The 12,294-nt window shown below is 66.4% G+C and carries 10 protein-coding genes; 2 read left to right on the top strand and 8 right to left on the bottom strand.

From position 1 onward, the window contains the following. Nucleotides 1-9: 9 nt before the first annotated feature. From AB0H00_RS27290 to AB0H00_RS27265, 6 genes are all read right to left on the bottom strand, one after another. Nucleotides 10-315, bottom strand: a complete 306-nt coding sequence (locus AB0H00_RS27290) for a hypothetical protein (RefSeq protein WP_357271821.1) — start codon at nucleotides 313-315, stop codon at nucleotides 10-12. Nucleotides 316-467: 152 nt separating this feature from the next. Beyond that, on the bottom strand, nucleotides 468-1,124 hold the full coding sequence (locus AB0H00_RS27285) for a GntR family transcriptional regulator (RefSeq protein WP_357271819.1): 657 nt from the start codon (nucleotides 1,122-1,124) through the stop codon (nucleotides 468-470). 164 nt (nucleotides 1,125-1,288) lie between these two features. After that, a complete protein-coding gene (locus AB0H00_RS27280; RefSeq protein ID WP_357271817.1) occupies nucleotides 1,289-1,870 on the bottom strand; it encodes a sarcosine oxidase subunit gamma family protein in 582 nt (193 codons plus the stop codon). Next, the gene (locus AB0H00_RS27275; protein ID WP_357271815.1) at nucleotides 1,863-4,727 is read right to left on the bottom strand and encodes a 2Fe-2S iron-sulfur cluster-binding protein; all 2,865 of its coding nucleotides are present in this window, start codon (nucleotides 4,725-4,727) and stop codon (nucleotides 1,863-1,865) included. The genes AB0H00_RS27280 and AB0H00_RS27275 overlap by 8 nt, the downstream gene beginning before the upstream one ends. Next, nucleotides 4,724-5,002, bottom strand: a complete 279-nt coding sequence (locus tag AB0H00_RS27270; protein WP_357271813.1) for a sarcosine oxidase subunit delta — start codon at nucleotides 5,000-5,002, stop codon at nucleotides 4,724-4,726. Before AB0H00_RS27270 ends, AB0H00_RS27275 begins: the two co-directional genes overlap by 4 nt. A 13-nt stretch (nucleotides 5,003-5,015) precedes the next feature. Then, entirely contained in the window at nucleotides 5,016-6,248 is a 1,233-nt protein-coding gene (locus AB0H00_RS27265; RefSeq protein ID WP_357271811.1) for a sarcosine oxidase subunit beta family protein, read from the bottom strand. A gap of 188 nt (nucleotides 6,249-6,436) precedes the next feature. Here AB0H00_RS27265 and AB0H00_RS27260 point away from each other — a divergent pair, with 188 nt between their 5' ends. Continuing rightward, nucleotides 6,437-7,105, top strand: coding sequence for a GntR family transcriptional regulator (locus tag AB0H00_RS27260; protein WP_357271809.1), 669 nt, complete (start codon nucleotides 6,437-6,439; stop codon nucleotides 7,103-7,105). Between the two features lie 158 nt (nucleotides 7,106-7,263). Here the strand turns inward: AB0H00_RS27260 and AB0H00_RS27255 are convergent, their stop codons facing one another. Continuing rightward, nucleotides 7,264-7,677: a glycine cleavage system protein H gene (locus tag AB0H00_RS27255; RefSeq protein WP_357271807.1), complete on the bottom strand. Its 414-nt coding sequence runs from the start codon at nucleotides 7,675-7,677 to the stop codon at nucleotides 7,264-7,266. 146 nt (nucleotides 7,678-7,823) lie between these two features. Then, nucleotides 7,824-10,286, bottom strand: coding sequence for an FAD-dependent oxidoreductase (locus tag AB0H00_RS27250; RefSeq protein WP_357271805.1), 2,463 nt, complete (start codon nucleotides 10,284-10,286; stop codon nucleotides 7,824-7,826). A gap of 352 nt (nucleotides 10,287-10,638) precedes the next feature. On the opposite strand from AB0H00_RS27250, the gene AB0H00_RS27245 reads away from it, so the two are divergent. Beyond that, complete coding sequence (locus tag AB0H00_RS27245; protein ID WP_357271803.1) at nucleotides 10,639-12,009, top strand: MFS transporter; 1,371 nt, start codon at nucleotides 10,639-10,641, stop codon at nucleotides 12,007-12,009. Nucleotides 12,010-12,294 lie beyond the last annotated feature (285 nt).

Raw genomic sequence — 12,294 nt, 5'->3', positions numbered from 1 at the left:
GGTGAACTCCTAGCTCTTCGTCGGCCGCGCTGGTGCGCGGGTGGACTGGGGTTGTCGGGTAGTCGCCACCGTGCTCGGCCGCATCCACGGAGCTGGACGGGCGCGCTGCCCCTCCTCGCAGGCGGGGCGCATCAGCCCCCTTACGTCGAGCGACTCGAATGGTGACACTCCGACAATGCCGCGGTCGTCTGTCGTGATAGCGAACCCTAGCGGGGCGGGAAGTCCCAGGTTGGTGACCTCAGCGAGGTTTGCGCCCTTGCCGCCGAGTGGCGCGGCTCGGTCTCGGCTGCCTTCCTGGAAGTCGTCGTGCGGCATGCGGTCTCCGAGGTCGTCTGGTCGCGGAAGCTGCTCACCTGAAACGCCTTATGGCGAAAACTGATATATCAATACGTTAGAGTGGTGGCGTTTCGAGGTCAAGGGTTGCGGTGGAATCGGCGCCACAACCGTTGTGGCGCCGGCTACGCCATTCAGAACATCTCCCGGACCTCGTCTTCGAACTCGCGCACGTGCCTCTGGGCGAGCTCACCTGCCCGCTGCGGATCGCGGTCGAGAATCGCCCGCAGTACCTCGGCCTGACTGTGTACATGATGCTCGAGGTGTGGCAGCCGCTCGCGCGCCATGTTCCATATCCGTAGCGACAGATCGAGACTCTGCATCAAGATGTCACGCAGATACTCGTTGTGTGCCAGTCGGTGCACCGTCCGGTGCATCGCGGTGTCGAGCTCGAGCAGCGCCGTCGGGTCCGTGCAGCCGTTGAACTCGGCGAGCAGGTGCTGGAGTTCCTGACGCTCTTCGTACCGGGCGTGGCGCGCGGCCTGTTCGGCGGCCAACCCTTCGAGCCGCTCGCGGATATCGCAGATCGATTCGAGGTCCGCCACATCGATTTCCGACGCATAACTGCCCCGGCGGGGATAGATGACAACGAGTTTCTGATGGGCAAGGCGTTTGATCGCCTCGCGTACCGGAGTTCGGCCGACGCCCAGTTCAGCGGCAAGCCGCTCCTCGTCGATGGTGTCGCCGGGGGCTATATCGAGAGAGATCAGCTTGTCTCTGATTGCCACGTAGGCGCGGTCGGAGAGCAACTCGCTGTTCGACGTGCGGACCCTGCTCGAAGGCCGCGGCAACGGTGTCACCATGCCCCCTGAAACGTCTCTTGCACACATTGAAATATCAGATAGCCCTCAGGGTACATCGGTGTGCATGGTTGCGCCCAGACTCACCCGAGCCCGGATCGGGCGGGATGCGGGATCGGGTGAGTCAGGGCGCAGGCCGGCTATGCGCTGCACCGTCACCGGTTGTCCAGGCTGAACTCGATGGCCGCGTCGAGTAGCCAGTCGGTGAGGTAACGCGCGAAGGAGGATCGGACGAGGATTCGGTGGTCTGTGCCGGTGTCGTCGAGGGCGAGGAGGACGATGCCGGCCCGGGCGAGGGTGGTTTGCGCGGCCGAGCCGGCGGTGAAGACGTTCGGGTGCAGGTCCAGCGAACAGCCCTTGGCCAGTACGTCGCGGGCATGCGCACCGCGCAACCGCAGCGTGGTGCGCTGTGCTGACACGTCCACCGCTGCGCCGCCATGCGGGGCGACGGCGGCCCGCAGCTCGGCCTCGAGGGCTCGGCCCGTGCGGAAGGTGTCGGTGACCAGCCATTCATTGGGCCCAAGCCAGATCACGGTGGTGTCGCCGGAGCGCGCGAAGGTGGAAGACACGGTCGGCAGGTCGACCCCGCACACCGGCGCGGCCGCGGCGGGCGCATCGATGCGCAGGTCGACCATGGCGACGAAGGGCTCCTCGCTCAGACGGACGGACTCGGGTAGCGCCGAGATCTTGTGCTCCCAGCCCTGCAAAGGACTGACGGGGGCGAGGGTGTCAGCCATCGCGGCGTGCTCCTTCCGGGTCGATCAGGACGGATCCGGTGACCTGCACCGGGACCAGGGCGCCTCGGACGGGAATGTGCAGGGTTTCCCCGATGCGGGAGCGCCCGGCCTCGAGCAGCGCGAGGGCGAAGGGTCGATCGAGCTCGGCGCTGCGATAGCTGGAGGTGACGTGGCCCAGCATCGGGACCGGCGGCGGCGGAAGGACCCCGTTCTCGCAGAACTCGATGATCTGCGAGCCCTCGGGCAGCACAGTCTGCCGGTCGATGGGCAGCAGCCCGACCAACTGCTTGCGTCGCGGGTTGTTGTTCTCGACGCGGCTGAACGAGCGCTTGCCGACGAAGTCCGGCTTCTTCTTCGACACGGCCCATGCCATGCCCAGATCGTGTGGGGTGACCGTTCCGTCGGTGTCCTGCCCGACGATCGGGTATCCCTTCTCCGCGCGCAGCACGTGCATGGTCTCGGTGCCGTATGGGGTGATTCCTCGGGTTCGGCCGGCCTCGAGCAGGCGGGACCACACCGCGAGCGCGTACCAGCTGTTGACATTGACTTCGAAGGCCAGCTCGCCGGAGAAGCTGATCCGCGCGATTCGGACCGGGATGTCGCCGAGGCGGGTGTCCCGCCATGTCATGAACGGAAACGCCTCATTGGAGACATCGAGGTCCGGGAAGACAGCACCGACAACGTCGCGGGAGCGCGGCCCGACGACGGGGAAGGTCGACCAGTGCTCGGTGACGGAAGTCAGGCAGACCTTCAGATGGGGCCATTCGGTCTGGGTCCACTCCTCCATCCAGTCGAGGATCTTCGCGGCCCCGCCGGTAGTCGTGAACACGAGGAATCGGTCCTCGGCCAGGCGCATGACGGTCCCGTCGTCGATAACCATGCCGTCGACCCCGCACATGACGCCGTACCGGATCCTGCCGACCGCGAGGTTGCTCATCATGTTCGTGTAGATCATGTCCAGCAGCTCGCCGGCATCCGGACCCTGCACGTCGATCTTGCCGAGGGTGGAGCCGTCGAGAATGCCGACTCCGCCACGCACGGCCGCGCACTCGCGCAAAACGGCGGAGTCCATGTTCTCGCCGGGACGCGGGTAGTACCGCGGCCGCTTCCACTGCCCGACGTCCTCGAACACCGCACCGCGTGCGACGTGCCAGTCATGTATGGCGGTGACACGTTCCGGGTCGAACAGCATGCCTCGATCCTGGCCTGCGAGCGCAGCGAACGAGACCGGGGTGTAGGGCGGGCGGAAGGTGGTGGTGCCCAGCTCCTCGATCGGAACGCCGAGAAGTTCGGAGACGATGCCGGAGGAGATGACCCCGGAGGTCTTGCCTTGGTCGTGCGCGGTGCCGATGGTGGTGTAACGCTTGATGTGCTCCATCGACCGCATTCCCGCGCCGATCGCCCGAGCGAGGTCGGCGACAGTCGCGTCACGCTGCACGTCTATGAACGCGCTCTGTTCGCCTGCGGCATCGGGGACGCGCCAGAGCACCAAGGGTGCTGTCTGCTCCTCATCGTCCACGTCGGTCGCCGCGCTCGACGGTGACGCGGGGGAGAATCCGAGTTCGAGAACCGCTGCCGCAGCGGTCCTCCGGCCCTCCCGCAAACATCCCGACAGGGCGAAGATCCCGTTGGCGGAGCCGGCGACCGAGACACCGGGGAGTTGCTCATCGGGCAGGAACGCGCCGAGTACGTTGTCGTAGCGCAGTGTGCCGCGGGCCTGGCTGAACAGATGCACCGCCGGGTTCCAGCCACCGCTGACCAGCAGCACGTCGCACGCGAGCGGAAGATCGGGCCCGGTGTCGCTGTGGGAGCGCGTGGACACGACGGCATGGGTGATGCGGTTGGTACCGTGGGTGCCACAAACCACGGATCCGGTGCGGATCGTGATCCCCCGCTCGTCGCATTCTCGCTGCCAGCGTTGCGGCGCCCGGTCGCGGGCCTCGATGATGGCGTTGATACGAACGCCGGCGTCGTGCAGGTCGATCGCGGCGAGATAGGCGCTGTCGTTGGTGGTGAAGACGACCGCCCGCTCTCCGACTTTGACACCGTAGCGGTGCAAGAAGGTGCGCGCGCTGTGCGCCAGCATGATGCCGGGGCGGTCGTTGTCGGTGAACACGACGGGCCGTTCGTGGGCACCGGCCGCGACGAGCACGTGCCGCGCGCGGATCCGCCACACCCGCTGCCGCGAGACGTGTGCCGGCGCCTCGTATCCGCGGTGATCGGTGCGTCGCTCGAGTGCGAGCACGAAGCCGTCGTCGTAATGTCCGAATGCGGTGGTGCGCTGCAGGTGCAACATGTCCGGGTAGGTGGCCAGTTCGGAAACCGCGGAGGCGACCCAGTCGAGCGCGGGGACGCCGTCGAGGGTGTCGGTGCTGCCGAGCAGGGAGCCGCCCGCCTCGGATTGCTCGTCGACCAGGACGATCCGGGCGCCCGCCCGGGCGGCGGTCAGCGCCGCCGTCAGCCCGGCCGGACCGGCACCGACGACCAAGAGGTCGGCATGGACATGCTGGGCGTCGTACTGTGCCACATCCGGGATCGTGGCGAGCCGGCCCTGTCCAGGGATGCCGCGGGCGACCAGGCCGTCGAACAACTCGATGGTGGTCGCGAGCAGCATCGGTTCGGGGAACGGTTCCTCGATCTGGACCGTGCCGCCGGTGTCCTCTGCCCATGCCCCCGAGATTCCCCGGGGGCGGCCCAGGTTCACGCTACTGGCGACGTTGTGCACGCCGTGAGCGAGCAGCGCTGAGGCGAGCGTGTCACCCGGGTGTCCGGTGTAGGCGCGGCCGTCGAAGGTGAATTCGTAGGTGGTGTCGCGGTCGATGCGACCGCCGGCCGGGGTGCGATGCGATGCGTTCACGAGATCGTCGGCTTCGGCTCGTCCAGGCGGTATACGCCGTGGAATCGGTAGGTGGCGGTGTCACGCACGGCGTTGAACCAGCGTCGGCACCCGGCGCTGTGGCTCCACCGTTCGGCGAAAAGCCCCTTCGGATTTGCCCGGAAGAAGATGTAGTGCGCCCATTCTTCGTCGGAGATGGACGCCGGGTCCTGCGGGTAGGCGACATGCGCCTGGCCGCCGTAATGGAACTCGGTCTCCTCGCGGGGCCCGCACCACGGGCATTCGATGAGTTGCATTGCCGCTCCTAGGTCAGTGCGCCACGGCGGCGGCGCCATGCTCGTCCACAAGTGCACCCGTGATGAAACGGTCCAGGCTGAACGGTGCTGTGTAGGGGTGGATCTCGTCGCGGGCAATGGTGTCGGCCAGGCACCAGCCGACGCCGGGTGTCGCCTTGAACCCGCCCGTGCCCCAGCCGCAGTTGAGATACACGTTGCGGTATGGGGTTCGGCCGACGATAGGGGAGGCGTCGGGCGTGACGTCGACGATTCCGCCCCAGGTCCGCAGTAAGTGCGCGCGGGCGAAGGCCGGGAAGAGTTCGACGGCCGCCGCCATTTGGCGTTCGATGATGTGGAATGCGCCCCGCTGGCCATAGCCGTTGTACGAGTCGATACCCGCACCCATCACGAGTTCACCCTTATGCGCCTGCGAAACGTAGACGTGGATGGCGTTGGACATGACGATGGTGGGATGCACTGGCTCGAGTAGCTCGGAGACCAGCGCCTGCAGCGGGTGGCTCTGCACCGGAACTCGGATCCCGAGCATGTCGGTGAGCACCGCCGTGTGGCCGGCCGCGCAGAGCGCGACCTGCCCGGCGGCGATATCTCCGCGGGAGGTCCGCACGCCGGTCACCCGGTCACCGTCGGTGACGAAGCCGGTGACCTCGCAACCCTGGATGATGTCGATGCCGGCCTGATCGGCGCGACGGGCGAAGCCCCAGGCGACGTAGTCGTGCTTGGCGATGCCAGCGCGGGGTTGGTAAGTCGCACCGAGCACCGGGTACCGGATATCGGACGAGATGTTGACGATCGAGCAGAGTTTCTTGATCTCGTCGGGCTCGACCCACTGCGCGTCGATGCCGTTGAGCTTGTTGGCCTCCACCCGGCGGACGCCGTCGCGGACGTCCTGCAGGCTGTGCGCCAGGTTGAGCACGCCGCGCTGGCTGAACAGGATGGGGTAGCCGAGGTCGTCTTCGAGGTTCTCCCACAGTTTCAGGGAGTGTTCGTACATTCGCGCGCTCTCGTCCCACAGGTAGTTCGAGCGGATCAGTGTGGTGTTGCGGGCCATGTTGCCGCCCGCCAGCCAGCCCTTCTCCAGGACCGCCACCTTCGTGATCCCGTGGTTCTTCGCGAGGTAGTGGGCGGTCGCGAGTCCATGCCCGCCGCCGCCGACGATCACGACATCGTAGGACTGTTTCGGCTCAGGGTTACGCCAGAGGAAGTCGGGATGCTCGGGAAGGTGCGCGCCCGGGGCCTTGGTTCTCATCTGTGGCCTCCATCAGGTTGTGGGCGGATATGTGGATGGTCCGAGTGGCTGCGCCGCCAACTGAAGCCTCCGCCCGCTCAGCTGAGGCCAACTGATATATCAATTGGTGGATAGAGTATGATTCTTGGTACACAAAGGTCAAGGGTCTCCATGAACCCCATCCCCGACAAGCCCGGAGAAAGAGGAACGTGAGCGTCCAAACGCAGGCGACGGTGGTTAGGCAACCTCTCGCCTCCAATGCAGACCGTGCGTACGAGCTCATCCTCGAGCGACTGGTCCTGCTGGACATTCGGCCGAGCGAGCCGATCAACGACGAGCGCTTGGCCGGCGAGCTCGGTTTCGGCCGCACACCTGTGCGCGAAGCGCTCAAGAGACTCGAGCGCGACCGGCTGGTTGTGGCGTACCCGCGCCGCGGAACGTTCGCCACGACCGTCGACATCACCGATCTCGCGCATATCTCCGAGATTCGCAAGCAGCTCGAACCGGTGGCGGCCGCGCGGGCGGCCCGGACTGCGCCACCCGACGCACGCGCCCGGCTGTCGGAACTCGCCGCAGCGATTGCTCGGCTCGAGCGCGGCGGCGACCGCCGACAGATACTCCGGGAGGACGTGCGCGTCCACCGCGAGATCTACCGGGCGGCCGGCAATCCTTACCTCGAGGACGTCCTGGTGTGCCAGGACGCCCACGCCACCCGGATCTGGTGCCTGTTCCTCGATCGGCTGCCCGATGTCACCGGACATGTGCGTGAGCACGTCGAGCTGCTGCACGCCATCGTCGACGGCGACGATGCCGCCGCCTCCGAGCTCGCCCTCGCGCACGTCCTCGGGTTCGAACAGGCCGTCCGCGCCGTGGTGTGAGGGGATCGCCGCGGGCCGCGGTGGTCGGCGCTCGGGGCCTGTCGCGCCCGAGGTCGGGCACCCGGCCTCGGGCGACAGCGTCCGCCGCTGACGGTCATGTCACGATCCGAGCGAAGATCGGCGCGTGAATGGCCACGGGCGGGCGCGCCTCCGGCAGGTCATGTCGCCGCACCGAGTCCGTTGGCGTACTGGGCCGCGGTGAGTAACCCCGCGGTCGACGCTGTCAGTGTGGGAAGAACGGCGAAAAGCCAGCCGGCGTGGAACGGATCGGCGGCCACCAGCCGCGGATCGTCGACGGCCGCGGTGTTCGCCAACGTGACCAGGCCGGTGATCGGCGCGGCCAGTGTGATCGCGCCTCGCGCCGAGGTCCAGATCAGCGCGCACGGTGCGCCGATCACCACTGTGCTGCGGACCGCGGGCAGGTCCAACGCGACGACGTCGACGCCCTCTACCGCGGCCTTGGCTACGCCGCAGCGAATCGGGTAGTCGGCGAGGTGATCGCCCGGGGCGAGGGCCAACCAACTATGGCCGGCGGTATACCGGCGATCCGTCGGGATCTGCTGAGCTCTCATGGCTTCCTTCTGACGGTCGAAAGCGGGGCTTGTGAACGGTCGCTTGGGTCACGCCGCAGCTGTCGGCGCACCTGCTGAACCTCGCACGCGTGCGGGTCGGCCGCGATCGGGTAAGCAACTGACAGTTGGGACTGGGACCCGAGCGGTCAGGCCTTGATGCGCTTCATCTCGGGGTCGACCAACGGTTCGGTCACCACCGTCGCGGCGACGCGCCGGTCGAAATACTGGATCTCGACTGGTGTTCCGGGTGCTGCGGACGCAGGCAGCCAGGCGTAGGCGATAGGTGCGCCGACCGTGTGGCCGAACGCGGCGCTGGTGACATAGCCGACCGGCCGTCCGTCCAGGAAGACCGGCTCTTGTCCGAGCACGACGGACCGGCCATCGTCGACCCGCAGGCAGGCCAGGCGCCGGGTAACCGTCGCGTCACCGACACCCTCGAGTGCCATGCGGCCGACGAACTCTTCCTTCTGCCGCCGAACGGCGAAGCCGAGACCCGCCTCGTAGGGGTTGTGCTCGGTGGTCATATCGGTGCCCCACGCGCGGTAACCCTTCTCCATGCGCAGGCTGTTGAATGCTGCTCGGCCCGCGGCGATCACGCCGTACTGATGGCCTCCCTCCCAGAGCACGTCCCACAGTCGAAGACCGTTGTCGGCCGAGGTGTACAACTCCCAGCCCAGCTCGCCGACATACGACAAACGCATGGCGGTGACCGGGACGCCCGCGATATGGGCATTCTTCGACCGGAAGTACTTGAAACTCTCGTTCGAGAAGTCGTCACTACTGAGCGCCTGCACCAGATCGCGGGCCCGCGGGCCCCATAGGCCGATACAGCAAGTGCCGCCGGTGATGTCGCGGATCTGCACGCTGCCGTCGCCGGGCATCTGGCGACGGAAATAGTCGAGGTCGAGGTTTCCGTTGGCACCGACCTGAAAGGTGTCAGCGGACAGCCTCGTGACGGTGAGGTCGCTGCGCACCCCACCGGCGTGGTCGAGCGCCAGCGTGTACGTCACCGACCCGATGGACTTGTCCATCTTTCCGGTCGTCAGGTGACCCAAGAGACTCGAGGCGCCACGCCCGCTGATCTCGAGGCGCTCGAGCGGGGTCATGTCATACATAGCGACCGCCGTGCGGGTACGCCAGGCCTCGACTGCGGCGATCGGGGAGTGGAACTTCGCAGACCACGCATCGCGAGCGGGGGGCGTCCACTCCTCCGGAAGGTCCTCGAGCAGACTGGCATTGGCCTCGAACCAGTGGGGGCGCTCCCACCCGCCGCTTTCGAGGAAGACCGCGCCGAGTTCCCTCTGGCGAGCATGGAAGGGGCTCACGCGCAGGTTGCGCGGTGAAACGCGTGGCTGCAGTGGATGTAACACGTCATAGATTTCGACGAAGTTCTGCTGCGAGGTCTCGCTGACATAGTCGGGTGCCAGCTGAATCTCCTCGAAGCGGTGCACGTCGCAGCCGTGCAGCTCGATCTCGCTTCTCCCGTCCACGAGGAGTTGGGCCACCGCGCGAGCTACGCCGGCAGAGTGCGTGACCCACACGGCTTCCGCGATCCAGAATCCCGCCACGTCGGCGGACTCACCGACGAGTGGTCCACCATCGGGCGTGAACGAGAATACGCCGTTGAATCCGGTGTCGATCTTGGCGGACTCGAGACTGGGAAGAAGACGCCTGCTCTGCTCCCACGACGGGGCGAAGTCCTCTCCGGTGAACGGCAGCATCGAGGGCATGTCGCAGGCGGAGACCGCCTCGCTTTCCTCGAGATCGCGCAGGCTGACCGGCATCGGGCGATGGGCGTAGGTTCCGATTCCGAGACGATCGCCGTGCTCGCGGTAGTAGAGATCGTGGTCCTGGTGGCGAAGAATCGGGAAGCCGGCCTCGGCGAGTTCACTATTGCGGCCCACGAGCTCGGGGATCTGATCTGTCTTGGCGTACTGGTGGGCCAGCGGAAGCAGCGGCACGTTCATGCCGACCATCGCGCCGATGTCCGGCCCCCAGAAGCCCGCGCACGAAACGACGATGTCTGCCGGAATGACTCCGTTCGATGTGGCCACTCCGGTGACTCGCCCATTACCCTGTTCGATGCCGGTGACCTTGGTCAGCCCCCGGAAAACCGCCCCCCGAGCCTCTGAGCGCCGGGTAAGAGCGACAACGGCCCGCGACGCCTTCGCGAGTCCGTCTGTCGGTACGTAGAGTGCCCCGAGTATTTGGTTCTCGTCGACGAGCGGATGCAGCTTCACACATTCTTGTGGATCGAGGACGGTCCCTTCGATTCCCCATGACGTCGCCCAGCCTTGTTTGCGGTGCAGGTCGGCCAGACGTTCGGGGGTGGTGGCCACCTCGAGGCCGCCGAGCCGGCTGAAGCACCATTCGCCGTCGACGTCCATGCCGACGAACTTCTCGACTGTGTACCGGGCGAACTCGGTCATCGTCTTCGATGCGTTCGTCTGGAAGACCAAGCCGGGCGCATGGGAGGTCGATCCTCCGGTCAGGGGCAGCGGCCCCTGGTCCACGACGGTGATCTGATCCCAGCCTCGTGCGGTCAGCTCGTCAGCCAGATTGGCACCGACGATGCCTGCTCCGATGATCACTACGCGCGGTGACCCCATGATGGTCCTCCTAGATTTCACAGGTGTGCCCCAGCTACGGCTGCCGCGTTCGGACAACGACATCGCAGCGTCACGGGGCCGGAGCAGCGCCGAACACCACCTCTGTGGTGAATGTGACCGCATCGCAGGTCAGTATGTCGACAACTGATATATCAAAAGATAAGTCGCAGATGCGGTGCGGTCAAGCCCCAGCAGTCGTGCCCGATCCCTTGCAGTGCACCCTTGACCGGCTCCGAATGACTGAAATACAGTCACAGAACGCTGATGTGTTAGCCGGGCGCATCAGACATTTCTTCGGGCACTCTCCAGCTTCGCGCATTCTCCGCGTGTCGCTAGCGATAAGGGATTCGCAATGACGACGACCGCTCCGGCAGCCACCGTGACCAGCCTCGATGATGCGCCGGTGACCTCATTTCACCGCCGCCTGATGTATCGCTGTGCGGGCGGGCCGTTCCTCGACGGGTACGTCTTGAGCATCGTCAGCGTCGCCGTAGCGGGGATGACGGACGATCTACACCTGAGCGTGTTCATGCTCAGCGCGATCGGGGCGGCGGCCCTGGTCGGAATCTTGGTCGGGGCGGCGGTTTTCGGCCCTATCACCGACAAGATCGGCCGTGAAGTCATGTACATCCTGGACGTGGTGGTGCTCGTCGGAGCATCGCTACTGTCTGCGTTTGCGGCGACCAGTTGGCAGGTCCTCGTGCTCCGCTTCGTTATCGGCCTAGCCATCGGCGCCGACTACCCCATCGCCACCTCGCTGCTGGCCGAATGGCTGCCCAGACAAAACCGCGGCCGCATGCTCGGCGCATTGATCGTGTTCTGGTACGTCGGAGCCACCGCCGCCTACGTGGTGGGACTGGCCATCATCCACTTCGGGGGCGACGACCTGTGGCGGTGGATCCTCGTCAGTTCGGCGATTCCTGGCGTGGTCGTCCTGCTGATGCGGATAGGCACCCCGGAATCGCCGCGGTGGCTGGTCCAGCGTGACCGCAGGGACGCGGCGCGTCAGGTGATCAGCAAGGTTTTCGGCGACACCGTCGATGCCGACGCGGCCGTCGCAGCGGAGGTCATCGCGGCTGGCAACCCCGAGCAGCGCGCCTCGCTGCGGACGGTATTCCGGGGCCGAAACCTGCGCCGCATTACGTTCTGCGGCCTCTTCTTCCTGTGCCAGGTGACCCCTCTGTTCGCGATCTACACGTTTGGCCCGGTCATCCTCCAGGCGTTCGGCTTGAACGAGGGTGTCATGGCGTATGTCGGGTCCGCGCTGATCAGCCTGCTATTCCTGATCGGCTGTGTGCCGGCGCTGCGGTGGGTCGACAGCTGGGGACGGCGCCCGTTGATCGTGTGGTCCTTCGGACTGATGGCAATCCCGCTGGCAGTGCTCGGCATCGCGCCAACGGCCCCGATCGTCGTCATTGTGATCTGCTTCTGCCTGTACGCATTGTTTTCCGGCGGACCGAACGTCCTGGACTGGACGTACCCGAGCGAACTGTTTCCCACCGAGGTCCGGGCCACCGCGATCGGAATCTCCACCGGCATCAGCCGCATCGGCGCGGCCGTCGGAACGTTCCTGCTGCCGGTCTCGCTGGATGAGATCGGTGTCGGTCCGACCATGCTGATCGGCGCCGCGTTGACCGTCGTCGGCTTCGTCGCCTGCCTGGCGTGGGCGGAGGAGACCAAGGACACCAACCTCGGTGGCACCGCCCCGGTGCACGCCGGGTAGCCCGTGCGTCCCGGGCGCCGGGTGGGCACTGCGATCATCCTCAGGCCAAGTCCGGGCGTCGCAGACCGGCTCGGCGCAAGCCCGCCGAACACACTGGCGGGCAGCCGCATCGAGGGGCCATCTCACTCCAGGCGTCAGGACCACCAAGACCACAACCGCAACGCCGGGAAGGCCGAATTCGGTAGCTGTGGCCTCGACGACAGGGCGCTGACACGAGCGCGTGTTGCCGTGCCGACCACGGACTGGTCACGCCGAGATGGTGTGCTGATCGGCGAACACCTTGCG

It is taken from the genome of Nocardia sp. NPDC023852 (genome assembly GCF_040639505.1).
Taxonomy (GTDB): Bacteria; Actinomycetota; Actinomycetes; order Mycobacteriales; family Mycobacteriaceae; genus Nocardia.
Note: the sequence above shows the minus strand (reverse complement) of the source record. Positions and strands in the feature narration are given on the sequence as shown.